Below are 24,357 nucleotides of genomic sequence, written 5' to 3'. Positions count from 1 at the left end.
GTCACCCGGGCAGCGCGATGGAGCCGTCGTGCGCTTCAGCGAGTCCGTCGGAGATGAGCGAGTCGATGGCTCGGTCGCGCTGGAGGGAGTCCGGCCAATCCGGAATCACCTGCTCCAGCGGCACCGGCACGGGTGCCGTCTCCCGAAGCAGCCGCAGCACGGCTCCGCGGGCCTGCCGGTCCGACCCCTCGTAGGCCGCCTGGCGTCGTCGAGTGTCCTCCGTTGCGGGGCGGCCCGCCGCCAGCCAGGCGCAGGAGGCGGCGATCGGGCACTTCTCGCACGACGGCGCGCGGGCGGTGCAGACCGTGGCGCCGAGTTCCATCATCGCGGCGTTGAAACGGGCGGCGTCGTCGTCGGATGCCGGGAGCATCGACTCCATGAGCGCCAGGTCCTTCCGCGACGGCGGTGCGGGCTGTCCCAGGCCCTGGACGGAGCGCGCCAGCACCCTGCGCGTGTTGGTGTCGACGACGGGGTGCCTGTCTCCGTAGGCGAAGACGGCCACGGCGCGCGCCGTGTAGTCACCGATCCCCGAAAGCGCGAGCAGCGCATCGGTCTCGCGGGGCACGATGCCGTCGTACCGGACGGTGACCTCCGTCGCGGCGCGGTGCAGCCAGAGCGCACGCCGCGGGTACCCGAGATTCGCCCACTGCTGCACGACATCGGCCGCCGAGGCCGCAGCGAGTGCGGGGGGAGTGGGCCAGCGCGTCAACCACGCATCGAGGTGCGGGATCACCCGCGTCACCGGCGTCTGCTGCAGCATGAACTCGCTGACGAGCACGCCCCACGCGCCGAACCGTTCGTGGAACTCCGGGCGTCGCCAGGGGAGATCGCGGGCGCTCTGTCGATACCAGCTCAGGAGCGGACGGACGATGTCCTCGGAGGGGATGGGGGCGAACGACGGCACCCCGTCAGCCTAAGCGAGTGTGCCGGTGGGCCGAGCAGCGCCCCGTAGGCTGGAGGGATGGTTTCGCCTGGCATTCTCCTCGTCGACAAACCCATGGGGTTGACCAGTCATGACGTGGTCGCGCGCACGCGCCGCGCGTTCGGCACCCGCAAGGTCGGGCATGCGGGCACGCTCGACCCGATGGCGACGGGGCTGTTGGTCATCGGCATCGAGGGGGCCACCCGACTGCTCACTTACATCGTGGGCGCCGATAAGACGTACGAGGCCACGATCCGACTCGGGGCGAGCACGGGGACCGACGACGCCGAGGGTGAGATCACGGCCAGGGCGGATGCTGCGGCCTGGTCGACGGTGACCGACGAACGGATCGCGGCGGGCATCGCGGCGCTCACGGGCGAGATCTCGCAGGTGCCCAGTTCGGTCTCGGCGATCAAGGTCGACGGCCGTCGCGCCTACGACCGTGTCCGTGCCGGGGAAGAGGTCGTCCTCGCCGCGCGAGACGTGGTCGTGTCCCGGTTCGAGGTCGTCGCGGAACGTCCCGGCGACGGCATCCGCGATCTGGACGTGATCGTCGATTGCTCCTCCGGCACCTACATCCGCTCTCTCGCACGCGATCTGGGAGCGGGGCTGGGAGTCGGGGGACACCTGACGGCCCTGCGACGCACGAGGGTCGGGGCGTTCGGTCTCTCCGATGCCGTCGGTATCGATGCCCTGGAGGGCGCCCCGACGCTCTCGCCGGCCGACGCGTCCGGTCGCATCATGCAGGCGCTCCCCGTCTCGAGCGACGAGGCCAGAGACCTGCGCCACGGCAAGCGTCTGGTCGGTCAGGCTTCACGCGTCTCGGGTGCGTTGGCCGCGGCCATCGACCCGGACGACGTGCTCGTGGGCATCGTCGAGAAGCGGGGGAACGACCTGAAGAGCGCCATGAACATGCCGGTGGTCGCACCATGATCCTGTGGTTCACGATCCTGACGATCGTCGTCTCGGTGGCGGCGGCCGTGTTCTGCCTCGTCGCCGGGTTCGCCGGTCGCCGGCCGAGCGACTACTCGGTCGGCGCGCTCGCGCTGGTCGAGGCTCTGCTGGTCGCCCAGGTCGTCATCGCGATCATCGCGCCCCTCGCGGGCAATCCGCCGACGGGTGATCTGCTCGAGTTCTGGGTGTATCTGGTCTCCGCCGTCCTGCTCCCGATCGGTGCCGTGCTGTGGGCGCTGATGGAGCGCAGCCGGTGGAGCACGGTGATTCTCGGGGTCGCTGCACTGGCGATCGCGGTGATGATGTGGCGCATGAACGTGATCTGGACCGTGCAGATCGCGTAACCGGGCGCCCCACACGGACGTCGGGCCCGTCTGGCGCATCTAGGATGGAATGCGCTATGAGCACCACCGCCCCCACCACCAGGATGACCGGTATCGGTCGCGTTCTCGTGATCGTCTACGCCGTCATGGCGCTTGCGGCGACCGGCCGCAGCTTCGTGCAGATCTTCCGCCGTTTCGATGAGGCGCCGCTCGCCTATTCGCTCTCCGCTCTGGCAGCGGTGGTGTACATCCTCGCAACGCTGGCGCTGGTTCTCGCCCGCCGTCGCGGGTGGTACACGGTCGCCTGGGTGGCGATCGTCTTCGAACTCACCGGCGTGATCGTCGTCGGGCTCCTGAGCATCCTCCTTCCCGCACTCTTCCAGCACGAGACCGTCTGGTCCCTGTTCGGGCGCGGTTACCTCTTCATCCCTCTGGTTCTCCCGCTGTTCGGCATCTGGTGGTTGCGGGCGAACCGCCCCGCAGCAGCGGGCCTCCCGGTCGAGGTCAGCGCGTGATCGTCTTCCGCGATCTCCTCGAAGTGCCGGAGGACTTCGGTCCGAGCGTCATCGCGATCGGCAAGTTCGACGGCGTGCACGCAGGGCATCGCGCGGTCATCGAACAGCTCAAAGCGCGGGCTGCGGAGACCGGGGCGCGAGCCGTCGCGGTCACCTTCGACCGCAATCCCCTCGCCGTTCTGCGGCCGGATCGCTGCCCGGAGAACGTCGTCACCGTCGACCGCAAACTCGAGCTGCTCGGTGAGCTCGGTCTCGATGCCACTCTGCTCCTCACGTTCGACGAGGCCCTCGCGGCGCTGAGCGCAGAGGACTTCGTGAGCGAGATCCTCGTCGGTGCGCTGAAGGTCTCATCCGTCCTCGTCGGTCAGGACTTCCGGTTCGGCCACCGCGGTGCCGGAACGCCGGAACTCCTGCGCGAGCTCGGTCCGCGTCACGGATTCACGGTCGAAGTGGTCGACGACGTCTACCTTCCCGGTTCGTCGCGCCGCGTGTCGTCGACCTGGATCCGCGAACTGCTCATCGAGGGCGATGTCGCCGGCGCCGCACGGGTGCTCGGACGGTACCCCGATGTGCGCGGGGTGGTCGTCCACGGCCTGAAGCGCGGTCGCGAACTCGGTTTTCCGACCGCGAACCTGTCGACGATCGTCGACGCCTTCGTGCCCGCCGACGGGGTGTATGCAGGGTGGCTCGTCGATCACGACAGCGGCATCCGTCATCCGGCGGCGATCTCTGTGGGAACGAACCCCACGTTCGACGACGTGCTGGAGCGCCAGGTCGAGGCGCACGTGGTCGGAGAGACCGGGCTCGACCTGTACGGTCACGACGTGTCGGTCGTCTTCACCGACCATCTGCGCGGAATGGTCGCCTTCGACGGCATCGAAGCGCTGACGGCCCAGATCGCCGCCGACGTCGCCGACGCGGACCGCGTGCTTCGCGCGCAGACCGAGTGACGCGCGATCGATCGACGGTCAACCTGACGTCGTGTCGCGGTGCGATGGCGTAGACTGATCGCAAGTTCCGCCGAAACTCGCGCGTCCTGCGCGCATCGGCGAACGGGTAGATCTACTGTTCGTACGGTCCTGGCTCACGCCACACGCGAACATCGAGAACGCCGAACCCCTGGGGTGTTTCGGCCTTCACGCTCAGGAGGAGCATGCCGACTACGGCAACCGCCGCCACGCGGCGCAAGAAGTCGTCCCGTCGTGATGATGAGGCGCCTCTCATCCCGATCCTCGCGCGCAAGGTGCGCGAGATCGAAGCGAAGTCCCAGAGGGGCAAGCTCGGACCGACGAACCGCGTCAAGTTCCAGGTGATCGCATTCCTCGTCCGCGAGGAGCGCGCACGGGTGAAGGCGGATGCCGAGATCGGCGATCCTGCCCGCGCCGAGCTCCTCAAGCGCCTCGACGGCGTCGCGACGATCCTCGCGAAGACCGCCGCGCGCGACACCTCGCTGATCCAGCTGCTCGAGGCCGACCAGGCCACGTCGCCCGTGGCGAAGCGCATGCGCCGCGATTGGCTGCTGGAATCGGGAGCGGAGCTCGCGCCCGAAGAACTCATCATCGCCGACGCCGCGCCGGTGCAGATCTCGGTCGTCCCCGCGGCCATCGCCGAGCGTCAGGTCACCCCGCCGTCCGTCGAATCCCGGCAGCTCGCGAACCCGTTCCTCGAACCCGATCTCACGCCCCGCCCGTCGACCACTCCGCGTCGTCGCCTCGACGGCTGGGAACTGATGGGCCCGCTCTACAAGGCGTTCGAGAGCGGCGCGGGCGGTTCTGTCGCCACCATGGAGCTGCCTCCCGCACCGGAATACGATCACCTGTCGCCCAAGGGCCTCGAGGTGATGGTGCATCAGTCCCGGTTCCTCGAAGCCGTGCGCAGCGGACACCGCAGCTTCCTCCTCGCCGATGAACCCGGCCTCGGCAAGACCGCCCAGTCGTTGCTCGCCGCATCGGTCGCCGGCGCCTACCCGCTGCTGGCCGTGGTGCCCAACGTCGTGAAGATGAACTGGGCACGCGAGGTCGAGCGGTGGACGCCGCAGCGGCGCGCCACCGTGATCCAGGGTGACGGCGACGACATCGATGCGTTCGCCGACATCTTCATCGTCAACTACGAGATCCTCGATCGCCACCTCTCGTGGCTGGCATCGATCGGGCTCCGGGGAATGGTCGTCGATGAGGCGCACTTCATCAAGAACCTGTCCTCGCAGCGTTCCCAGAACGTGCTCTCGCTCGCATCACGCGTGCGCGAGCGCACGCCCGGCGGAAACCCGCTCATGCTCGCTCTCACGGGAACGCCACTGATCAACGATGTCGAGGACTTCGACGCGATCTGGCGGTTCCTCGGCTGGACCACCGGCGAGAAGCCCGGCCCCGAGCTGATGGAGAAGCTAGATGCGACCGGGTTCACCCCGGCCGATAAAGCCTTCTACCCGGAAGCCCGCGAAGCCGTGATCTCGATGGGCATCGTTCGGCGCAAGAAGAAGGATGTCGCGGCCGACCTGCCCGACAAGCTGATCGCCGATCTGCCCGTGCAGCTGGATGACGAGTTCGGGCGCAGCATCCGCCAGGCCGAGCGAGAGCTCGGGGAGCGGTTGGCAGCACGCTACCGGCGCATCATCGAGGCCCGCGGCGATCGCGGCCTCGCTCCCGGCGAGATCGACGAGGACATCGTGCGTCTCGTGGCGCAGAACGAGCTCGAGGAGTCGAAGGCGGCGGGCACCGGGGGAGACAACGTCTTCACCATGGTCCGGCGCATCGGTCAGGCCAAGGCGCAGCTGGCTGCGGACTATGCGGCTCAGCTGCAGCGTTCGGTGGGCAAGGTCGTCTTCTTCGCGAAGCACATCGACGTGATGGATCGGGCGGAGGCGCACTTCGCCGCCGTCGGCATCCGTTCCGTCTCGATCCGTGGTGATCAGACATCCACTGCGCGCCAGCAGGCGATCGACGACTTCAACAGCGACCCGGACGTCGGGATCGCCGTCTGCTCGCTCACCGCGGCCGGTGTCGGGCTCAACATGCAGGCGGCGTCCAACGTCGTCCTCGCGGAGCTGTCGTGGACGGCCGCCGAGCAGACGCAGGCGATCGACCGCGTGCACCGCATCGGGCAGGACGAGCCGGTCACGGCATGGCGGATCATCGCCGCGCACACCATCGACACCAAGATCGCCGAGCTCATCGACCAGAAGCAGGGTCTTGCGGCGCGCGCACTCGACGGCGAGGCCGTGGAGGAGAGCGCCGGCGAGCCGGTGCAGCTCGGTGCCCTCATGCACCTTCTGCGCCAGGCGCTCGGCGGTTCCTGATCTCGTTAAGAATCGGACTTCTTGAGGGGGATTCGGTGCGTACGCGGGGCGATTTCACCAAGTTTTGAACTTCGCCTCTGAACGGGCGTCAAGATCGAGGGTTTTCTCGTGCCTCGAATGGCGCCTGACCGACGCATGACGCTAGTGTCGATCGCAGGCAGCGTCGCCTTTCCCCCTTTTTCCCGAAACGTCTGAAGGCAGCAGCATGAAGATCGGAATCCTGACGAGCGGTGGCGACTGCCCCGGTCTCAACGCGGTCATCCGCGGAGTCGTGCTCAAGGGCACCACGACGTACGACATCGAGTTCGTGGGCATCCGTGACGGCTGGCGAGGTGTCGTCGACGGCGACTTCTTCCCGCTTACGCGTCACGAGGTCAAGGGGCTCTCGAAGGTCGGCGGAACGATCCTCGGCACGAGCCGCACGAACCCCTACGAGGGTCCGCGGGGCGGTGCGGAGAAGATCGCCAAGACGCTCGCCGCGCACCGCATCGACGGCATCCTCGCGATCGGCGGCGAAGGCACCCTCGCGGCGGCCAACCGTCTCGCCAACGACGGCATCAACGTGATCGGTGTCCCGAAGACGATCGACAACGACCTCCGAGCCACGGACTACTCGTTCGGATTCGACACCGCGGTGAACATCGCGACGGATGCGATGGATCGCCTGCGCACCACCGGCGATTCGCACCAGCGCTGCATGGTGGCCGAGGTCATGGGCCGTCACGTCGGCTGGATCGCTCTGCACGCGGGCATGGCGGCCGGCGCTCACGTCATCTGCATCCCCGAGGTGCCGATGTCCATCGACGAGATCACGGCGCTCGTCAGCAGCGCACACGACCGCGGGCGCGCGCCCCTCGTCGTCGTCTCCGAGGGGTTCACGCTCACCGGCATGGACTCCGCGTACAGCGACAAGGGCCTCGACGCCTTCAACCGACCGCGTCTCGGCGGCATCAGCGAGGTGCTGGCGCCCGAGATCGAGCGCATCACCGGTATCGAGACCCGCTCGACGGTGCTCGGTCACATCCAGCGCGGTGGCTCGCCCTCCGGATTCGACCGTGTCCTCGCGACGCGCCTCGGCCTGCACGCCGCAGACTCTCTGGTGGCGGCGTCCTGGGGCAAGATGGTCTCTCTCCGCGGCACCGACATCGTCGAGGTTCCGTTCGCCGAGGCACTGGGCGAGCTGAACACCGTGCCCCGCAGCCGGTACGACGAAGCCGCCGCACTCTTCGGCTGAGCGCCGAAACGGCACCCGAGTGGCAATCGCTCAGGCAAACAGCGCCGATGCGTCGAATCGGAGAGGCTCGAGGCGCGTCTGGGCGTTGATCCTCGTCATGCTCCTGGTGGGCCCCGCACTGATCGTCATCGGCTCCGTAGTCATGGGGAACGAGGCCGATCTGCGGGCTTCGGGGGGACGCGTGCAGGGCGTGGTCACGGAGGTGAACACCGGTCGCGAGGCATCCGACCGCGACTTCAAGGTTGAATACGAGGTGGACGGCGACCGATACGCGATCTGGGTGGATTGGCTCGTCGACGACGAGCCGACCATCGGCCGGGAAATGACGGTGGTCTACCGCACGTCGAACCCGGGCGACGCGGTGGTGGAGGGCTACGACGGTCCGGGAGTGTCGGTCGTCGGGCTGGGCCTCGTCATGACGGCGGTTCTCAGTTCCGTCGCCGTGGTGATGATCGCGTCGTTCCGCGCTTCGAGACGACGTCCTCGCCCCTTGGCATGACGAGGACGTCCTGTCCCGGACGTGCGGTCAGTCGGCGAGCCCGAGCGTGTCGAGCAGCCAGGCGAGTTCGAATGCCCGCTCGCGCCAGGAGTTGTATCGCCCGCTGACGCCACCGTGTCCAGCGACCATCTCGCACTTCAGCAGGACATCGGATGCTCCGGCCTCCCGCAGGCGTGCGACCCACTTCGCCGGCTCCACGTACAGCACCCGGGTGTCGTTGAGCGAGGTGACGGCGAGAATGCGGGGATAGGTCACGCCATCGCGGACGTTCTCGTACGGTGAGTACGACTTCATGTACGCGTAGACGTCGGGGTCGTGCAACGGGTCGCCCCACTCGTCCCATTCGATGACGGTGAGGGGCAGCGACGGGTCGAGGATGGTCGTCAGCGCGTCGACGAACGGAACCGCCGCCAGCACCCCGCTGAACAGCTCGGGAGCGAGGTTCGCCACGGCACCCATCAGCAGGCCGCCGGCGCTTCCGCCTTCGGCGACGAGGCGATCGGGGGACGTGATTCCCACCGACACCAGATGTTCGGCGCATGCGACGAAGTCGGTGAACGTGTTGCGCTTGTGGAGCAGCTTGCCGTCTTCGTACCACTGCCGCCCCATCTCGCCCCCGCCGCGCACATGGGCGACGGCGAAGATCACGCCACGGTCGAGCTCGGAGAGCCGCGCGACGGAGAAGCCGGGATCGATCGAGTGCTCGTAGGAGCCGTAGCCGTAGAGATGCGCGGGTCGCGCGGTGTCTCCGGGGGACCCGAACTCCTTCTTCCACATCAGGGAGATCGGCACCTGAGTGCCATCGGCTGCGGTGGCCCACGCGCGGCGCTGGTCGTAGTCCGCGGCGTCGTAGCCCCCGAGCACGGTGACCTGCTTGCGCAGCACCAGTTCCCGGGTCGCCAGGTCGAGATCGTAGACCGTGCCCGGCGTGACGAACGAGGTGTAGCCGAGGCGCAGGAACGGCGAATGCCATTCGGGGTTGCCGCTCACCCCCGCCGAGTAGAGCGGCTCGTCGAAGGCGATGTCGTCGACGGCATCCGTGGAGTAGTCCAGCAGGCCGACGCGCTCGAGCCCCTCGGAGCGATACTCGACCGTCGCGAAGTCGCGGAAGGCGTCCACACCCAGCAGCCGTCGACCGGCGCGGTGGGGGAGGATGATCCGTCGCTCGCCCTGCGGGGCGTCGGCGGCGACCGAGACGAGTTCGAAGTCGAGAGCATCCTGGTTGTGCAGGATGAGCAGGCGGTCCTCGCCGTCGACGATCGCATGCTCGAGCGAGTACTCGACGCCCTCCTTCCGGGGCCACACGATCTGCGGCGGCGCCGTGAGGTCGCCGTTCAGGTCGACGAGGTATTCCTCGCTGGTGATGCTCGATCCGACGCCGATGACCAGGTACTTCCTGCTGCGGGTGATGCCCGCACCCAGCCAGAACTTCTCGTCGGGTTCGTGGAAGAGCTGCACGTCGTCGGACACCGCTGTGCCGATGCGGTGCAGCCAGAGAGTGTCCGGGCGCCAGGCATCGTCGCGCGTCGTGTAGAGGATGGACGTGCCGTCGGGGGTGAAGAATGCGCCGCCGGTGTTCGGGATTTCGTCGGCGAGGGTCTCGCCCGTCACGAGATCGCGCACCCGCACGGTGTAGACCTCGTCGCCTTCGAAGTCCGTCGACCACAGCATCATGGTCGCATCGTCGGTGGTGTCGAACGCGCCGAGTGAGAAGAAGTCATGCCCGTCGGCTTCGACGTTGCCGTCGAGCAGCACGATCTCACCGGCGACGGGCGCACCCGGGACGAGCTGCGGGGGAGTCCAGTCATCGGGTGCGGCTGCGGCGCGGCAGTGGATGGCGTACTGGGAGCCCTCCTCGGTGCGGCTGTAGTACCACCAGTCGCCGCGTCGGGTCGGGACGGAGAGATCGGTCTCCTGCACGCGACCCTTGATCTCCTGGAAGAGCGTCTCCCGGAGCGGAGCGAGGTGAGCGGTCGCGGCGTCGGTGTGGGCGTTCTCGGCTTCGAGATGCGCGATGACCTCGGACGATTCCTTCTCGCGGAGCCACTCGTACGGATCGTCGAAGGTGTCGCCGTGATGCGTGCGGAGGGAGGAGCGGCGGGCTGCGGTCGGAGCGTTGGTCACCGCTCCACGCTATCCCAGGTCAAGTTGACCGGCGGGGAGTCGGGTGGGAGGATTCATCGGGGCCGGTTAACGGAAGTCAAACCCACGGTGAACTCTTCGTTCGTCACGTCGATCACGTCGACACCTCCCTCTTCCTCAACGACCGAAAGCGACCGGTGGAAACCGCAGCCCTCATCGTCGTGCTGGTGATCTTGCTGGCACTGTTCTTCGACTTCACGAACGGGTTTCACGACACCGCGAATGCGATGGCCACGCCCATCGCCACGGGTGCACTGAAGCCCAAGACCGCCGTGCTGCTCGCGGCGGTCCTCAATCTCGTCGGGGCCTTCCTCTCGACAGAGGTCTCCAAGACCGTCTCGCACGGCATCATCCACGAAGAGGGCATCCAAGCCGAGGTCTTCCTGCCCATGATCTTCGCGGGCCTCATCGGCGCCATCACGTGGAACATGCTCACGTGGCTCCTCGGCCTTCCCTCCAGCTCTTCGCACGCCCTGTTCGGCGGCCTCATCGGTGCCACCCTCGTGGGCGTCGGCGTGCAGGGCATCGACTTCGGGATGGTTCTGTCGAAGATCATCCTGCCGGCGCTGATCGCTCCGATCACGGCCGGGATCATCGCCTTCGTCGCGACGAAGGTGGCGTACTCGATCACCCGTCGCTACGACGGCAAGCCCGACGGTCGCGATGGATTCCGCTGGGGCCAGATCTTCACGTCGTCGCTCGTCGCGCTCGCGCACGGCACCAACGACGCGCAGAAGACGATGGGTGTGATCACGCTCGCGCTGATCACGGTGGGCTGGCAGAACTCCGAGCAGGCGGATCCTTACCTCTGGGTCATCATCGCCTGTGCGGTCACGATCGCCCTGGGTACCTACCTCGGCGGATGGCGCATCATCCGGACGCTCGGCAAGGGCCTCACCGACGTGAAGCCGGCGCAGGGCTTCTCGGCGGAGAGTGCGACCGCCGCGACGATCCTCGCCTCCAGCGCCTTCGGCTTCGCACTCTCGACCACGCAGGTCGCGTCCGGGTCGGTGATCGGCTCCGGTCTCGGTCGCCGCGGCTCGACGGTGCGGTGGCGCACAGCCGGTCGGATCGCGATCGGCTGGCTGCTCACGCTGCCCGCGGCCGGCGCTGTCGGTGCGGTTGCGGCTCTCATCGCCCTGTGGCTGGGCGGGTGGGGTATCGCCATCGATGCGATTCTCGCGCTCATCGTGATCGTGGCGCTCTTCCTGCGTTCGCGGCGCGACGCGGTCACCCCGGCCAACGCCATGAGCGATGTCGCAGAATCGGGGCTCGCGATCGATCTGCCCGACACCCCGCCGCTGACCCGCCGTCAGCAGAAGGCCGCTCAGGCCAGGGCCGAAGCGAAGGCCCGTCAGCAGGCGAAGGCAGACGCCAAGGAGCGTGCGAAGGCCGACGCCAAAGCTCGGGCGAAGACCGCGACCGATCCGAAGACGAAGAAGGGGAAGAGCGAATGAACGTCTCCATCGACTGGAGCGCCTTCCTGCTCGTATTCGTCGCGGCGCTCGTCGGCGCGGTCGCCATCGTCACCTTCTACTCGGTGGGCCTTCGCCTGCTGGTGCGCAGCGGTCACGCGCCCGTCGTGAGTCCGGCGGAGTTCACCGACGCGATCACGGTGATCACCGAGAAAGATCTCCGGCGCGCCGAGAAGCAGGCGGCGAAGGCTGCGAGGAAGAGTCCCCTCACCGATGCGCAGAGACGCCTCGCGCTCGTCGGTGCGTACGCCTGCTTCGCCCTGTGCGCGGCGGCCGTCGTGGCGGGGATCCTCATCATCGTCGTCGGACACTGACGCCTCCGACCGGGTGGTGTCGCGGGGTCGACGTAGGCTGGTGCCATGCCTGGGCCCTATGTGTTCGGTCGGCATCAGCCGGCGTCGCACACGATCATCCATGTCAGCGATCCGCACTTCCTCGCGGAGGGCGCCCGCCTCGGCGGACGGTACGACGTGGAGACGACCTTCGCGCGCACGCTCGATGCGATCCGTGCGGTGCATCCGTCGCCCGCGGCGATCGTGATCACGGGAGACCTGACCGACCTCGGTGAACCCGATGCCTATCGGCGGCTCCGCGCTGCCGTCGAGCCCGTGGCCGACGAACTCGGTGCCCCGATCGTCTGGGTGGCGGGCAATCACGACGAGCGTCCCGCGTTGCGCGCCGGGTTGCTCGACGCACCGCCGACGGAAGAGCCGGTCACGGGCGTCTGGGATCTCGACGGTCTGCGCCTCGTCGCCCTCGACACATCGGTTCCCGGATGGCATCACGGCGACCTCGACGGGGCGCAGCTGGCCTGGCTCGAGAGCGTACTGGCGACGCCCGCTCCGCACGGCACGCTGCTCGCCATGCATCATCCGCCGCTGCCGAGCCACCTGCCGCTCTTCGACATCCTCGAGCTCCGCCATCAGGATGAGCTGGCTGCGGTGATCCGAGGGAGCGACGTGCGCGGCATCCTCGCGGGGCACCTGCACTACTCCGCAGCCGGCACGTTCGCCGGCGTACCCGTGAGTGTCTCGTCCGCGACCTGTTACACGATGAATGTCGCGCGGCCCGCCGCGGAGGTGAACGGCATGGACGCCGCACAGGCGTTCCAGCTGGTGCATGTGTATCCCCAGAGCATCACGCACACGGTGGTTCCCGTGACGGATGCACCGACCGGCGAGTACTTCTCGGAGGACTGGCTGGAGACGATGGCGCGGCTGAGTCCCCAGGAGCGTCTCGAGGCCTTCTCCCGGAAGCCGACGCGCTGACACGACCAGGAGCCGTGCAAGGGGGCGGGCGTAGACTGGATGCATCCCCCACCTCTCTCACCCGCCACGACCCACAAGGATGTGACATGGCTTCTGCCGCGCCAGCCCTCACCCGCACAGAGACCGACTCCCTCGGGAGCATGGAAGTGCCGATCGACGCATACTGGGGCATCCACACAGCCCGCGCCGACGAGAACTTCCCGATCACGAAGCGCCCGATCTCGGTGTACCCCGACCTCGTGCGCGCGCTCGCGATGGTCAAGCAGGCCAGCGCCCGCGCCAACCGCGAGATCGGTGTGCTCGACCCGGACCGAGCCGACCTCATCGACCGCGCGGCGCAGCGCGTGATCGACGGCGAGTTCCACGATCAGTTCACCGTGGGCGTGATCCAGGGCGGTGCCGGTACATCGACGAACATGAACGCGAACGAGGTCATCACCAACATCGCGCTCGAGATGGCCGGCCGCGAGAAGGGCGACTACGCCTTCCTCTCTCCGATCGACCACACAAACCGCAGCCAGTCGACGAACGATGTCTACCCGACCGCTGTCAAGATCGGTCTCTCGCTGACCCTGCAGTCGCTCCTCGAGGAGCTCGATCTGCTGCGCCGGTCGTTCCTCGGAAAGTCGCGCGAGTTCCACGACGTTCTCAAGGTGGGGCGCACGCAGCTGCAGGATGCCGTGCCGATGACGCTCGGTCAGGAGTTCCACGGCTTCGCCACGACCCTCGGCGAGGATCACAGCCGTCTTACCGAGAACGCCTCGCTGATGTTCGAGATCAACATGGGCGCCACCGCGATCGGCACCGGCATCACGACGCACGCCGACTACGCGCCGGCCGTCCTCCGGCACCTGCGCGAGATCACCGGTCTCGACCTGGAGACGGCGACCGACCTGGTCGAGTCGACCAGCGACACCGGATCGTTCATGTCGTTCTCGTCGTCGCTCAAGCGCAACGCCATCAAGCTGTCGAAGATCTGCAACGATCTGCGCCTGCTGTCGTCGGGCCCGCAGGCCGGATTCGGCGAGATCAATCTTCCTGCGCGTCAGGCCGGGTCGAGCATCATGCCCGGCAAGGTGAACCCCGTGATCCCCGAGGTCGTCAACCAGGTCGCCTTCGCGGTCGTGGGCGCCGACATGACGGTGACGATGGCGGTCGAGGCCGGCCAGCTGCAGCTGAACGCCTTCGAGCCGGTGATCGCTCACTCGATCTTCCAGTCGATCACCTGGATGCGTCAGGCGATGTGGACCCTGCGCGTCAACTGCGTCGACGGCATCACCGCCAACCGCGATCGCCTGGTCACCATGGTCGGCGCGTCGGTCGGCGTGATCACGGCCTTGACGCCGTTCATCGGCTACGCGGCCGCGGCCGCCCTCGCGAAGACGGCGCTCCTGACCAACCGCAACGTCGCCGATCTGGTCGTCGAGGCCGGACTCATGTCTCGCGACGAGGTCACGAAGCAGCTGTCGCCGGCTCGCCTTTCCGGCCTCGAGGCCGTGACGGCTGCGATCCCGATCATCGCGACGGACGATCTGATCGAGATCTGATCGAACGACGAAGGGGCGGATGCATCAGCATCCGCCCCTTCGTCGTTCCTGCGGGCTCGCGGTCTACTCCAGAATCCGGCAGTGCGTCGTGAGCTCTCCGATGCCGTCGATGCCCACCGTCACGGTCGAACGATCGCGGAGGAAGATCTGCGGGTCGCGTGAATAGCCCGCTCCGCCGGGGCTGCCGGTCGAGATCAGCGTTCCGGGCAGCAGGGTGAGCGACTGGGAGAGATGCGCGATCAGCGTGGCGACCGAGCGGACCATCTGGCCCGTCGATGCATCCTGCACGGTGTGCCCATCGACGATGGTCCAGATGTGCAGATCCTGAGGATCGGGGATCTCATCGGCCGTGACGGCGAACGGACCGGTCGGAGTGAACCCGTCGAATGATTTGCAGCGTGACCACTGCGCCTCGGAGAACTGGATGTTCCGGGCCGTGATGTCGTTCACCACGGTGTATCCCCAGACGTGGGAGAGCGCATCCTGCGCACTGACGTTCTTGGCCGGGGTGCCGATCAGCACGCCGAGCTCGGCCTCGTAGTCGACGGCCTCGCTGAGCGCGCGCGGCCATGATGTCGTCTGCTCATGTCCGGTGAGCGAGTTGGGCCACAGCGTGAAGACGGTGGGAGCCGCGTCGGTCTTCAGACCCAGTTCGCTCGAGTGCGCCGCGTAGTTGAGACCGACGGCGAGAACGGCCGGGGAAGTGAGCACGGCGGAATCGAACGACCATTCGCCGAGCGGATGCCGCGGTGCCGAGCCCGATGCGAGCGCGGAGCGGAGGGCGGTGAGCACCTCGTCACCGCGTTCGATGAGCTGCTGCAGGGTCGCAGGAGCATCGGGGAGGAGATCAGAGACGAGGATGGCGTCGGCGTCTTCCACTACGGCGAGAACTGCAGAAGGGGAATCCGGACGGCGCAGATGAGCGAACCGCATGCATCTACGGTACCGGGTGGTGCGACCGACGGCCGGCGATGCGGGCGATGTCGCAGCGGGCGGCCCGCAGGCCCATATGCTGTGGGCTATGAGTTTCGGAGGCCCGTCCCAGCCGCAGCAGCCCTCGCCCTACACGCCGCCGCCGCCTCAGCAGCCCGCCCAGCAGCCGGCCGCGCCGCAGTATGCGCCTCCTCCCCAGCAGCCGGCCGCGCCGCAGTACGCGCCTCCTCCTCAACAGCAGCCGCCGCAGCAGTATGCGCCGCAGCAGTACGCCCAGTCGCGATACACGCCGACGCATTTCTCGCAGCAGCCGACGTATGCCTCTGCGCTCGCGCAGCCGACCCCGTACACCCCGCCGGCGCCGACCGCGCCATCTCCCGCCGAGGCGCTCCCGGCGCTTCCCGTTCCTACGAAGAAGGGCCGGAGCATCTCGCTGTGGTTCTTCGGGTTCCTCGGGTTCGTGATGCTCGCGCTCATCGGGTACTTCGGGTGGGCGCTCGGGCCAGCGGCCTCCGTGATCGGATTGCTGCTCGCGCTCATCCCGCTGGCGATCGTGTTCCTCGGTGTGCGGTTGATCGACCGTTGGGAGCCGGAACCGAAGAGCCTGGTGATCTTCGCGATCCTCTGGGGTGCGATTGCTGCGGTGGGGCTGACCCTCCTCGTCGACCTCGGGCTGACGTTCGCGTTCGGGTTCCGAGACGACGCGGTGTCGGCCGTCCTGCAGGCGCCGATCGTCGAGGAGTTCTGGAAGGGCCTCGGCGTCTTCGTGGTGTTCCTGGTGGCGCGCCGAGCCTTCGACGGTCCGGTCGACGGCGTCGTCTACGGTGCGCTGGTCGGTGCCGGGTTCGCCTTCACGGAGAACATCCAGTACTTCGCGATCAGTCTCATCGAGGGCGGCAGCGGCCAGCTCACCGTCACGTTCGTGGTCCGTGCGCTGCTCTCTCCGTTCGCGCATGCGATGTTCACCGCTCTGACCGGTTTCGCCATCGGACTCGCGGCGCGTCGTCACGCCTCCGCCGGTGCGGCGTTCGGCATCGGCCTTCTGGGCCTTCTGGGCGCGATCCTCCTGCACGCGCTGTGGAACGGCTCGGCCACATTCGCCGACTTCTTCGCGCTGTACTTCACCCTGCAGGTTCCGCTGTTCGTCGGTTTCATCATCGGCATCATCGCCCTGAAGAAGGAAGAGGCGCGGCTCACGAAGGCGCGGCTCGGGGACTACGCGGCGGCGGGATGGTTCACGCCCGAAGAGGTGACGATGCTCGCGACGCCGGCGGGACGCAAGGTCGGGATGGCATGGGCGGCGCGGCTGCGCGGCGACCGGCGTCCGCTCATGCGGGAGTTCATCAAGGACGCCACGACCCTCGCCTCGGTCCGTCAGCGTGCGATCACCGGTCGGGACCCGCTCGCCTCCGAGGACGAGCGTGCGCTGCTGATCCGCACGCGGGCGACGCGCGCCGCGCTGCTGGCGTACTGACGGTCGTCCGGACAAAGACTCAGCGCTCGGGGCTGCGGCGATGCCTGCATGTCTCCCGAGCGCTGAGTTGGTCTGTAAACAGGGTGCACCCGCTCTCGGGGGCTGTCAAGAGTGTTTTGCGAGCGGTTCGAGACCGATCACGGGCGCGAGGCGAAGTGTTCGCTGTGAGCAGGTGCGTTCGCGTTGACCTCCGCGCCGCGGCTCCGGTTGGATGGATCCATGACTGATCGTACGAAGCCTGAGTTCGACGCCCCCTCCGGCCCTGCCCCCGCAGAGCTGGTCATCCGCGACATCATCGAAGGTGACGGCACCGAGGCGAAGCCCGGCGACACCGTGACCGTGCACTACGCCGGTGTCGAGTTCGAGTCCGGTGAGGAATTCGATTCCTCCTGGGGTCGTGGTGAGACCATCCAGTTCCCGCTGCGCGGCCTGATCCAGGGATGGCAGGACGGCATCCCCGGCATGAAGGTCGGCGGGCGCCGCGAGCTCGTGATTCCTCCGCACCTGGCCTACGGCCCGGCCGGTGGCGGTCACTTCCTCTCCGGCAAGTCGCTGATCTTCATCATCGACCTCGTCGCCGTCGGCTGAACCGACACCACTCAGAAGACGCTCTTCCCCATCGGGGGAAGAGCGTCTTCTGCATCCACGCGAACAATTTCTTATTCATAGGAATAGATCTGTAGCGTGGGTGGTTCTTACCCCTGTCGCCGCACAGGCGGCCCCCGTTCCTAAGGAGATCCCCACATGACCACGATCGATGTTCCCGGCTACCGCGCCGGCACCTGGGTGCTCGACCCCTCGCACAGCGAGGTCACCTTCAGCGTCCGCCACATGATGATCTCGAAGGTGCGCGGCTCCTTCGGCGTCAAGAGCGCCACGTTCATCGCTCCGGAGAACCCGCTCGAGGCTCGTGTCGAGGCGAGCGTCGACGTCACCTCGATCGACACCAACGACGAGGGCCGCGACGGTCACCTGCGTTCGGCGGACTTCTTCGACACCGAGACCTACCCGACGATGGAGTTCGTTTCGACCGGCGCTCGCGTCGACGGCGACGACTTCTACATCGACGGTGATCTGACGATCCGCGGCATCACCAAGCCGGTGAGCTTCGAGTTCGACTTCGGTGGCTTCGGTGACGACCCCTACGGCAACTACAAGGCCGGTGCCTCGGCGAAGACGGTCATCAACCGCGAGGACTTCGGCCTCACGTGGAACGCCGCACTCGAGACCGGTGGCGTGCTCGTCGGCAAGGACGTCACGATCAACCTCGACCTGCAGGGTGCGCTTCAGCAGGGCTGATCTCCGCATCGCGCGAACCCCGGGCCCTTCAGGGCTCGGGGTTCTCTGCGTCGTAGCCCCGGAATCGCGGGCTGCGTCGTGCCAGGAACGCGACCAGGGCGATGACGAGCAGGCCTCCCAGCAGTGGCGGGAACCAGAGGGCCGTGAAGGTCGACAGTGTTCCCGCATAGAGAGCGCCGACGCGCGGGCCGCCCGCGACGACGACGATGAAGACGCCCTGCAGACGTCCGCGCATCGAGTCCGGAACGGCCGCCTGCATCATCGTGTTGCGGTAGATCGAGCTGACGTTGTCGGCCGCGCCCGAGAATGCGAGGAAGGTGCAGGCCGCGATGATCAGTCCGATGTTCGGCGCATGCTCGGTGGCGGGGGAGGCGAAGGCGCCGATGAGCAGGACCAGGCCGAACCCGAGGATCGAGGCTCCGTACGCCTCCACGGCGCGTTCGATCCCGCGGCCGTGCCAGCGGTACTGCACGACTCGACCGGAGAGCAGGCTCGACGCGAAGGTGCCGACGGCGACGGCGGCGGTGAGGATGCCGGTGGTTAGGGCTCCTCCGCCGAGGAGGATCGTTCCCAGCGCGGGAAAGAGAACGAGAGGCTGCCCGAACGTCATCGCGATGATGTCGAGGATGTACTGCATCCGGATGTTGCTCGCGCGCTGCAGGAAGCGCCATCCATCGACGAGCGAGGCCAGGCCGGCGCGCACGATATCGCCCTCCGGGCGCAGGCTCGGCAGAGTCCAGAGTCCCAGGAACATCGACAGCATCAGGACGACGTCGATCGTGTACGTCCACCCGTAGCCGGTCAGCGCCACCAGGAGACCGGCCAGTGCCGGGCCGGCCATCACGGTGAGTCCCATCGAGATGCCGTTCAGAGCGGATGCCGCCGCGAGTTTGTCTCGGGGGATCAGACGCGGCACGATGGCGGTCCGTGTCGCCATCCCCACCGAGTTCGCGGCGGAGATGATCATGCTCAGCACGTACAACCACCAGATCGTCTCCCCGCCCGTCCACGTGAGCGCGGCCAGGAGCGCGGTCGCCGCGAAGGTGACGGAGGCTGCGATGAGGGCCACGCGGCGGCGATCGAATGCGTCGGCGAGCATCCCGCCGTACAGGCCGGCCAGGATCATGGGCACGAGTCCTGCGACGGCGATCATCGACACCGCGAACGTGCTGGCGGTGAGCTCGAACACGTGCAGCATCACGGTGACGATCGTGAGCTGTCCGCCGATGCCGGCGAGGGCCGATCCGATCCACATGCGGGCGAAGGCGGGGCTCGCCTTGAGAGGAGAGAGGTCGATGAAGTGTCCGCGGGTATCGCTCATCCCAGGGTCTGACTCTGTTGCACGTCTCGAGCGTATCGGAGCGTGTGGGAGCGGGATCCGTGGAGACGGGTCATGCGGGCGCCCGAGGGCTGATAGACTCTAAAGGTTGCCGTTTGATCGGCCGCGGATAAAGAGAGCCCTCGCATCAGGCGTCGGGCGCCGCGCAACAAGCTGAAAGGGGATCCCATCTATGCCACTCGAGTCTGACGCCAAGAAGGCGATCATGGAAGAGTACGCGACGCACCCCGGTGACACCGGATCCCCCGAGGTGCAGGTTGCAATGCTGACGCAGCGCATCAAGGACCTCACCGAACATCTCAAGGAGCACAAGCACGACCACCACTCGCGTCGTGGTCTGTTCCTCATGGTGGGTCAGCGCCGTCGTCTGCTCGGCTACCTCCAGGACATCGACATCGCGCGTTACCGCTCGTTGATCGAACGTCTCGGACTTCGCCGCTGAGCGACTCCGCGTTCTATCGCGCAAAACATTCTTGAGAAGGCCGTCCCAGGTGTGGGGCGGCCTTCTGCTTTGCCCGGCGGGCAACCATCTTGCTTTCCTGGTGGAAAGTATGTAACTTTCCTTGTGGAAAGTGGAGGTGATCCTCATGGATCAGAAGTCGGTTCCCGGACAGGGCGCACTCGTTCCCCCGAGCGCGGACATCGCCCGGCAGTATCTCGATGAGGCGCAGGCCGTCACGGCGCGACGGGAGCGCGCGGTCGACCGTCGCGCCCTCGCCTGGTTGCAGATCGTCAACGCCCTGGCCACAGCGGTCTACCTCGTCGCGTTCGCGCTCATCATGCAACGCGACGACTCGGCCGCGTCACAGGTGCTGCTGTTCGCCTTCCTGATGTGGGTTCAGCTCGCGAGCGGGATGGCGCAGCGCAGCGGCATGCAGTGGCGGATGAGTCGCTCGCGCTGGCCGGTCATCGTCGGTGGGGGATTGGTGGTCGTCGCTGCCCTGGTCCTCTTCGGATTCGTGATCTGGGATCACGATCTCCCCGCGTTCGTCACCTTCATCCCCGGAGCGCTCGTCATGGTGGGTCTCGGCGGATACGGCATCGTCCAGCTCATCCGTGCGTCGGGAGATCCGCGACAGCCGCGCGCGCGGCGTGCACTGATGCCCCGGAGCCTGCGAGCGGGAACGATCCTCGTGGGCGGCGCGATCGGCATCCTGACGTTGCTCGGCGGAGCACCCGAGGGAGTGCTCAAGAGCGTTCTCCTGCTTCTCATCGCGCTGATGATTCTCGTCTGGATCATCGCCGGCCGTTCCGACCTCGGGCTCCCGGGCATCGGCGCCGCCTGGCGGTGGCCGCACATCACGGCGTTCGCGATCTCGGCATCCGCCCTCGTCGTCCTCACCGTGTTCGGTCCGGAGACCAGCGCCGGCCATCTGCTCGTGAGCGCGATCGCCGGCTTCGCCGTGATCGTGCTCTTCGTCGCCGTTTCGTTCCTCCCCGGGCGTGATCTCCGTGAGTGAGCCGTCTGCGACGCCGCACCCGCGGATCCGGCTCGACGACAACTTCGCTTCCCCCATCCGGTTCTCGCTCATGGCGTCGCTCGGCGACGGCATCGAGCTGGACTTCGCCGCGCTGCGCGAGATCCTCCAGTGCGCGGACTCCCCGCTCAGCAAGGCGATCACGCACCTGCAGGCTGGGGGATACGTCGTGGCGCGCAAGGCGAGCCTCGGGAGTCGGCCCCGTACGTGGGTGCGCTCGACTCGACTCGGTCGGGACGCGTTCGAGGGTCACCTGCAGGCTCTTCGCGAGATCGTCGCGCTCGGCGGGCAGAACTCGCTCTGACGGCGCTCGTCAGGCCGAGGCGTCCACCAGATCCGCGTGGTGGATCGCCGCGACGTCGGGGTGGGCGCGCAGGCGCGACTTCAGGGCGTTCTCGCCGTAGAGCGCATGGATCGGGTTGCTCGGGTCCTCGGTGACGCCCGTGGCCTCGGTGGCCAGATCCGCCGGCAGCTCGATCAGCGGCAGACGCTTGTCGAGGGCGGGGTTGAAGAAGAACGGGATCGAGATCCGCTCGTTCGGAGCCTTCGGGGAGACGACGCGGTGATTCGTCGCCTTGAGGTAACCGCCCGTGGCGTACTCGAGGAGCTCGCCGATGTTGACGACGAACGCACCGGGAACCGGGGGAGCGTCGACCCATTCGCCCGCGCGCTCGACCTGGAGTCCGCCCTTGCCGGGCTCGACCCAGAGCAGGGTGAGCACGCCGGAGTCCTTGTGCGCACCCACGCCCTGCTGGGGCTCGGGTTCGTGCGTGCCGGGGTACCGGACGATCTTGATGAGGGTCGACGGCTCGCCGAAGTGCTCATCGAAGTAGCTCTGATCTGCGCCGAGAGCCTCGGCCCAGGCGCGGAGGAGTCGCCGGGCGACGTCGGACAGCGTGGCGTGCCACTCGCTGACGATCTCCTGCAGTTCCGGCTGCGCCGTGGGCCACAGGTTCGGACCGACGAGGCGGTTGAACGCCGGGCCTCCGTCGATCGCGTCGCGTTCGGGCCCGATGTCGATCTGCTCGCGCCAATCGACCTTGCCCTGCGTGCGCTCGCCACCGATGCGCGTGTAACCCCGGAAGTGCGGGCTGTTCACGTTCTCGATCGCGAGCTTGTCTTCTTCGGGCAGCGCGAAGAAGTCGAGTGCGGCCTGGTGGAGGCGCGCTTCGAGCTCGGGGGAGATGCCGGTGCCGGTGAGGTAGAAGAAGCCGACATCGTGGGTCGCCGCGCGCAGATCATCGCGGAAGCGCGCTGCGGCATCGGGGCCCTCATCGAGCTGGGAGAGGTCGAGGATCGGGAGCGAGAGTTCAGCCATGACCCGAGAGTACGTCGCCCGCCGGAGAGGAGGGGCGTGTGTTGCGTCGGGTTACCGCTCACGCAGGACGGTCCGGCGGTGCTAAAGTCTCGGAGGTAAGGAATGCCTTACCTCAGTTCCTCCCAGAGAGTTTCCATTCCGTGCTCGCCACCTTCCTCATCGGCCTTCGTGAGGGCCTCGAAGCCGCGCTCGTCGTCGGCATCCTCGTCGCCTATCTCGGCCGCCTCGGTCGCCGAGATGTGCTGCCCCGGCTGTGGGTGGGCATCGGACTGGCCATCGCGCTCGCCCTGGGCATCGGAGCGGTCCTCACCTTCGGCGCCTACTCGCTCACCTTCGAGGCGCAGGAACTGATCGGTGGAAGCCTGTCGCTCCTCGCCGTCGCCATGGTGACCTGGATGATCTTCTGGATGCAGCGGGCCGGGCGCACGATGAAGGCCACGCTCGAGGGCGGCATCGATCGCGCGCTCACCGAGGGCGGGTTGTGGGCGCTCATCGCGATCGGATTCGTCTCGGTGGCGCGCGAAGGTATCGAGACCACGCTCCTGCTCTGGTCGATGGTGCAGTCCTTCGGCGACGCGCCCTCGGCGTTGCTCGGCGCGCTCCTCGGCCTCGCTGCGGCGGTCGTCATCGGCTGGTTCATCGCGCGCGGCGCCGTGCGGCTGGACCTGCGCCGCTTCTTCGCGTGGACCGGGGGATTCCTCGTGATCGTCGCAGCGGGAGTGCTCGCCTACGCCCTCATGGATCTGCAGGAGGCCGGCGCGCTCCCGGGGCCGTTCACGGCAGCGGCGCCCATCGATGCGGTGACCGGCGCCGTCGCGATCGGTTGGCAGGCATTCCCGTTCGGATGGGCGTTCGACGTGACTTCGGCGATCGCTCCGGACAGCGCGTGGGCGGCGATCCTCCAGGCGACCATCGGATTCATGCCGCGCATGACCTGGCTGCAGGTCACCGCGTGGGTCGTCTACATCGTCGTCGTCGGCTTCCTCTTCGTGCGGGGTCTGCGCTCGCGCCGCCCCGCGAAGCCGGTCGATTCGACGCCTCCGACCGCACTGATTTCCTCACCCACACAACAAGGAGCAGCATGACCACCTCCCATCGGATCCTGGGCGCCATGGCGGCCACCGGCGTCGCAGCGCTCGTCCTGACCGGATGCGTCGCGAAGAGCGACGTCGCCGCAGGCGCGGCCTTCGACGTCTCCTCGACCGACAGTGACTGCGTCGTCTCGGGCGGCACCGCCGAGAGCGGCACCCTCACGTTCGAGGTCACCAACAACAGCGGTCAGGTCTCGGAGTTCTACCTCCTGGCCGACGACGGTCTGCGGATCGTCGGCGAGGTCGAGAACATCGCGCCTGCCGCATCCCGCACGCTCACCGTCGTCGCGCAGCCCGGCGACTACTTCACCCTCTGCAAGCCCGGAATGATCGGCGAAGGCGTCGGCAAGGCGGCCTTCACCGTGACGGGCGATCGTGTCACGGTCGACGGTCCCGACGCCGAGCAGAAGCAGCAGGCGGTCGATCTCTACGCCGCGTTCGTGAACGACCAGGTCGGCCAGCTCGTCCCCGCGGTCGAGGAGTTCGTCGCGGCCTACGAGTCCGGCGACGACGAGACCGCACGCGCGCTCTTCCCCCTGGCTCGCGCCTACTACGAGCGCATCGAGCCGGTTGCGGAGGCGCTCGGCGATCTCGACCCGCGCATCGATTACCGCGAGGTCGACGCCGTCGCCGAGGAGCTCGACTGGACCGGCTTCCACCGCATCGAGAAGGACCTCTGGGTCCCCGCGCAGGATGCGCTCAACGCCGACGGCGAGACCCCTGCGTGGCAGGACTGGGCGCCGTCGACCCCCGAGGAGCGCGCCGACTTCGGCGACCTGCTGCTCGCCGACGTGCAGGAGCTGTACGACTACGTGCACTCCGACGACTTCACCACGTCGCTCGACGACCAGGGCATCGGCGGCATCTCGAACGGCGCGATCGCCCTGCTCGACGAGGTCGCGACCGGAAAGATCTCGGGCGAGGAGGACTGGTGGTCCGGAACCGACCTCTACGACTTCGCCGCCAACGTCGAAGGATCGAAGATGGCGTTCTCGCTCGTGAAGGACTTCGCTGAAGCCCAGGGCGACGATGGGGCGGCTCTCGTCTCCGAGATCGAGGCCGGTTACACCGCCCTCGAGGAGTCGCTCGCCGCGCACGGCTCGCTGACCGACGGCTTCGTCGGATACTCCGAGCTGACCGACGCCGACAAGCGCGAGTTCACCGACCTCATCAACGCACTCGCCGAGCCGCTCTCGCAGCTCACCGGCACCGTGCTCGAGTGAACGCATTCATACGCTGAAAAGGTAC

Annotated in this window: 24 protein-coding genes; 19 read left to right on the top strand and 5 right to left on the bottom strand. The window is 67.5% G+C overall.

Translation table 11 applies throughout. From position 1 onward, the window contains the following. Position 1: 1 nt before the first annotated feature. A complete protein-coding gene (locus tag ACIOSY_RS04035; protein WP_400849407.1) occupies positions 2-904 on the bottom strand; it encodes an A/G-specific adenine glycosylase in 903 nt (300 codons plus the stop codon). 57 nt (positions 905-961) lie between these two features. On the opposite strand from ACIOSY_RS04035, the gene truB reads away from it, so the two are divergent. The 7 genes from truB (at position 962) to ACIOSY_RS04000 (ending at position 7,745) form a co-directional block, all read left to right on the top strand. Continuing rightward, positions 962-1,855: a tRNA pseudouridine(55) synthase TruB gene (gene truB / locus ACIOSY_RS04030; RefSeq protein ID WP_400849404.1), complete on the top strand. Its 894-nt coding sequence runs from the start codon at positions 962-964 to the stop codon at positions 1,853-1,855. After that, positions 1,852-2,220 carry a hypothetical protein gene (locus tag ACIOSY_RS04025; RefSeq protein ID WP_400849401.1) on the top strand — a complete coding sequence of 123 codons (369 nt, stop codon included), beginning with the start codon at positions 1,852-1,854 and terminating at the stop codon, positions 2,218-2,220. Before truB ends, ACIOSY_RS04025 begins: the two co-directional genes overlap by 4 nt. Before the next feature lie 56 nt (positions 2,221-2,276). Beyond that, complete coding sequence (locus ACIOSY_RS04020; protein WP_400849398.1) at positions 2,277-2,714, top strand: hypothetical protein; 438 nt, start codon at positions 2,277-2,279, stop codon at positions 2,712-2,714. Continuing rightward, positions 2,711-3,664, top strand: coding sequence for a bifunctional riboflavin kinase/FAD synthetase (locus ACIOSY_RS04015; protein ID WP_400849395.1), 954 nt, complete (start codon positions 2,711-2,713; stop codon positions 3,662-3,664). Before ACIOSY_RS04020 ends, ACIOSY_RS04015 begins: the two co-directional genes overlap by 4 nt. Positions 3,665-3,867: 203 nt before the next feature. Next, positions 3,868-6,012: a DEAD/DEAH box helicase gene (locus ACIOSY_RS04010; protein ID WP_400849393.1), complete on the top strand. Its 2,145-nt coding sequence runs from the start codon at positions 3,868-3,870 to the stop codon at positions 6,010-6,012. Between the two features lie 205 nt (positions 6,013-6,217). Next, positions 6,218-7,246 (top strand): ATP-dependent 6-phosphofructokinase, encoded by a 1,029-nt coding sequence (locus ACIOSY_RS04005; RefSeq protein WP_400849390.1) that lies wholly within the window; start codon positions 6,218-6,220, stop codon positions 7,244-7,246. A gap of 97 nt (positions 7,247-7,343) precedes the next feature. After that, positions 7,344-7,745 carry a DUF3592 domain-containing protein gene (locus tag ACIOSY_RS04000; RefSeq protein WP_400849387.1) on the top strand — a complete coding sequence of 134 codons (402 nt, stop codon included), beginning with the start codon at positions 7,344-7,346 and terminating at the stop codon, positions 7,743-7,745. A gap of 27 nt (positions 7,746-7,772) precedes the next feature. On the opposite strand, the gene ACIOSY_RS03995 is transcribed toward ACIOSY_RS04000, so the two are convergent. Then, complete coding sequence (locus tag ACIOSY_RS03995) at positions 7,773-9,869, bottom strand: S9 family peptidase (protein WP_400849384.1); 2,097 nt, start codon at positions 9,867-9,869, stop codon at positions 7,773-7,775. A 155-nt stretch (positions 9,870-10,024) separates the two neighbouring features. Between ACIOSY_RS03995 and ACIOSY_RS03990 the strand changes: the two genes are divergently transcribed. The 4 genes from ACIOSY_RS03990 (at position 10,025) to ACIOSY_RS03975 (ending at position 14,177) form a co-directional block, all read left to right on the top strand. Continuing rightward, positions 10,025-11,344 carry an anion permease gene (locus tag ACIOSY_RS03990; RefSeq protein ID WP_400849381.1) on the top strand — a complete coding sequence of 440 codons (1,320 nt, stop codon included), beginning with the start codon at positions 10,025-10,027 and terminating at the stop codon, positions 11,342-11,344. Continuing rightward, complete coding sequence (locus tag ACIOSY_RS03985) at positions 11,341-11,676, top strand: peptidase (RefSeq protein ID WP_400849378.1); 336 nt, start codon at positions 11,341-11,343, stop codon at positions 11,674-11,676. Before ACIOSY_RS03990 ends, ACIOSY_RS03985 begins: the two co-directional genes overlap by 4 nt. A 45-nt stretch (positions 11,677-11,721) precedes the next feature. After that, positions 11,722-12,630: a phosphodiesterase gene (locus ACIOSY_RS03980; protein ID WP_400849375.1), complete on the top strand. Its 909-nt coding sequence runs from the start codon at positions 11,722-11,724 to the stop codon at positions 12,628-12,630. 86 nt (positions 12,631-12,716) lie between these two features. Beyond that, positions 12,717-14,177 carry an aspartate ammonia-lyase gene (locus ACIOSY_RS03975; protein ID WP_400849372.1) on the top strand — a complete coding sequence of 487 codons (1,461 nt, stop codon included), beginning with the start codon at positions 12,717-12,719 and terminating at the stop codon, positions 14,175-14,177. A gap of 63 nt (positions 14,178-14,240) precedes the next feature. Here the strand turns inward: ACIOSY_RS03975 and ACIOSY_RS03970 are convergent, their stop codons facing one another. Then, positions 14,241-15,110 carry a fumarylacetoacetate hydrolase family protein gene (locus ACIOSY_RS03970; RefSeq protein ID WP_400849369.1) on the bottom strand — a complete coding sequence of 290 codons (870 nt, stop codon included), beginning with the start codon at positions 15,108-15,110 and terminating at the stop codon, positions 14,241-14,243. Between the two features lie 88 nt (positions 15,111-15,198). On the opposite strand from ACIOSY_RS03970, the gene ACIOSY_RS03965 reads away from it, so the two are divergent. From ACIOSY_RS03965 to ACIOSY_RS03955, 3 genes are all read left to right on the top strand, one after another. Beyond that, positions 15,199-16,584 carry a PrsW family intramembrane metalloprotease gene (locus tag ACIOSY_RS03965; RefSeq protein ID WP_400849366.1) on the top strand — a complete coding sequence of 462 codons (1,386 nt, stop codon included), beginning with the start codon at positions 15,199-15,201 and terminating at the stop codon, positions 16,582-16,584. Between the two features lie 219 nt (positions 16,585-16,803). Beyond that, positions 16,804-17,172, top strand: coding sequence for an FKBP-type peptidyl-prolyl cis-trans isomerase (locus ACIOSY_RS03960; protein ID WP_400849363.1), 369 nt, complete (start codon positions 16,804-16,806; stop codon positions 17,170-17,172). 156 nt (positions 17,173-17,328) lie between these two features. Then, on the top strand, positions 17,329-17,883 hold the full coding sequence (locus ACIOSY_RS03955) for a YceI family protein (protein ID WP_400849360.1): 555 nt from the start codon (positions 17,329-17,331) through the stop codon (positions 17,881-17,883). A gap of 28 nt (positions 17,884-17,911) precedes the next feature. On the opposite strand, the gene ACIOSY_RS03950 is transcribed toward ACIOSY_RS03955, so the two are convergent. Further along, positions 17,912-19,204 carry an MFS transporter gene (locus tag ACIOSY_RS03950; RefSeq protein WP_400849356.1) on the bottom strand — a complete coding sequence of 431 codons (1,293 nt, stop codon included), beginning with the start codon at positions 19,202-19,204 and terminating at the stop codon, positions 17,912-17,914. Between the two features lie 190 nt (positions 19,205-19,394). Between ACIOSY_RS03950 and rpsO the strand changes: the two genes are divergently transcribed. From rpsO to ACIOSY_RS03935, 3 genes are all read left to right on the top strand, one after another. Further along, positions 19,395-19,664, top strand: a complete 270-nt coding sequence (rpsO, locus tag ACIOSY_RS03945; RefSeq protein WP_045280509.1) for a 30S ribosomal protein S15 — start codon at positions 19,395-19,397, stop codon at positions 19,662-19,664. A gap of 145 nt (positions 19,665-19,809) precedes the next feature. Then, complete coding sequence (locus tag ACIOSY_RS03940; protein ID WP_400849352.1) at positions 19,810-20,682, top strand: hypothetical protein; 873 nt, start codon at positions 19,810-19,812, stop codon at positions 20,680-20,682. Further along, on the top strand, positions 20,675-21,004 hold the full coding sequence (locus ACIOSY_RS03935) for a transcriptional regulator (RefSeq protein WP_400849349.1): 330 nt from the start codon (positions 20,675-20,677) through the stop codon (positions 21,002-21,004). Before ACIOSY_RS03940 ends, ACIOSY_RS03935 begins: the two co-directional genes overlap by 8 nt. Before the next feature lie 9 nt (positions 21,005-21,013). Here the strand turns inward: ACIOSY_RS03935 and ACIOSY_RS03930 are convergent, their stop codons facing one another. Beyond that, the gene (locus tag ACIOSY_RS03930) at positions 21,014-22,018 is read right to left on the bottom strand and encodes an isopenicillin N synthase family dioxygenase (RefSeq protein ID WP_400849346.1); all 1,005 of its coding nucleotides are present in this window, start codon (positions 22,016-22,018) and stop codon (positions 21,014-21,016) included. A gap of 140 nt (positions 22,019-22,158) precedes the next feature. Between ACIOSY_RS03930 and efeU the strand changes: the two genes are divergently transcribed. Continuing rightward, on the top strand, positions 22,159-23,103 hold the full coding sequence (efeU, locus tag ACIOSY_RS03925; RefSeq protein ID WP_400849343.1) for an iron uptake transporter permease EfeU: 945 nt from the start codon (positions 22,159-22,161) through the stop codon (positions 23,101-23,103). Continuing rightward, positions 23,100-24,332, top strand: coding sequence for an iron uptake system protein EfeO (gene efeO / locus ACIOSY_RS03920; RefSeq protein ID WP_400849340.1), 1,233 nt, complete (start codon positions 23,100-23,102; stop codon positions 24,330-24,332). The genes efeU and efeO overlap by 4 nt, the downstream gene beginning before the upstream one ends. The last annotated feature ends 25 nt before the right edge of the window (positions 24,333-24,357 follow it).

The organism is Microbacterium sp. NPDC087665 (assembly GCF_044743285.1).
Lineage (GTDB): Bacteria > Actinomycetota > Actinomycetes > Actinomycetales > Microbacteriaceae > Microbacterium.
Note: the sequence above shows the minus strand (reverse complement) of the source record. Positions and strands in the feature narration are given on the sequence as shown.

Coding starts and splice junctions, on each gene's coding strand:
- truB (WP_400849404.1), top strand. CDS start 962: ATGGTTTCGCCTGGCATTCTCCTCGTCGACAAACCCATGGGGTTGACC.
- ACIOSY_RS04025 (WP_400849401.1), top strand. CDS start 1,852: ATGATCCTGTGGTTCACGATCCTGACGATCGTCGTCTCGGTGGCGGCG.
- ACIOSY_RS04020 (WP_400849398.1), top strand. CDS start 2,277: ATGAGCACCACCGCCCCCACCACCAGGATGACCGGTATCGGTCGCGTT.
- ACIOSY_RS04010 (WP_400849393.1), top strand. CDS start 3,868: ATGCCGACTACGGCAACCGCCGCCACGCGGCGCAAGAAGTCGTCCCGT.
- ACIOSY_RS04005 (WP_400849390.1), top strand. CDS start 6,218: ATGAAGATCGGAATCCTGACGAGCGGTGGCGACTGCCCCGGTCTCAAC.
- ACIOSY_RS04000 (WP_400849387.1), top strand. CDS start 7,344: ATGCTCCTGGTGGGCCCCGCACTGATCGTCATCGGCTCCGTAGTCATG.
- ACIOSY_RS03985 (WP_400849378.1), top strand. CDS start 11,341: ATGAACGTCTCCATCGACTGGAGCGCCTTCCTGCTCGTATTCGTCGCG.
- ACIOSY_RS03980 (WP_400849375.1), top strand. CDS start 11,722: ATGCCTGGGCCCTATGTGTTCGGTCGGCATCAGCCGGCGTCGCACACG.
- ACIOSY_RS03975 (WP_400849372.1), top strand. CDS start 12,717: ATGGCTTCTGCCGCGCCAGCCCTCACCCGCACAGAGACCGACTCCCTC.
- ACIOSY_RS03970 (WP_400849369.1), bottom strand. CDS start 15,110: ATGCGGTTCGCTCATCTGCGCCGTCCGGATTCCCCTTCTGCAGTTCTC.
- ACIOSY_RS03965 (WP_400849366.1), top strand. CDS start 15,199: ATGAGTTTCGGAGGCCCGTCCCAGCCGCAGCAGCCCTCGCCCTACACG.
- ACIOSY_RS03960 (WP_400849363.1), top strand. CDS start 16,804: ATGACTGATCGTACGAAGCCTGAGTTCGACGCCCCCTCCGGCCCTGCC.
- ACIOSY_RS03955 (WP_400849360.1), top strand. CDS start 17,329: ATGACCACGATCGATGTTCCCGGCTACCGCGCCGGCACCTGGGTGCTC.
- ACIOSY_RS03950 (WP_400849356.1), bottom strand. CDS start 19,204: ATGAGCGATACCCGCGGACACTTCATCGACCTCTCTCCTCTCAAGGCG.
- rpsO (WP_045280509.1), top strand. CDS start 19,395: ATGCCACTCGAGTCTGACGCCAAGAAGGCGATCATGGAAGAGTACGCG.
- ACIOSY_RS03940 (WP_400849352.1), top strand. CDS start 19,810: ATGGATCAGAAGTCGGTTCCCGGACAGGGCGCACTCGTTCCCCCGAGC.
- ACIOSY_RS03930 (WP_400849346.1), bottom strand. CDS start 22,018: ATGGCTGAACTCTCGCTCCCGATCCTCGACCTCTCCCAGCTCGATGAG.
- efeO (WP_400849340.1), top strand. CDS start 23,100: ATGACCACCTCCCATCGGATCCTGGGCGCCATGGCGGCCACCGGCGTC.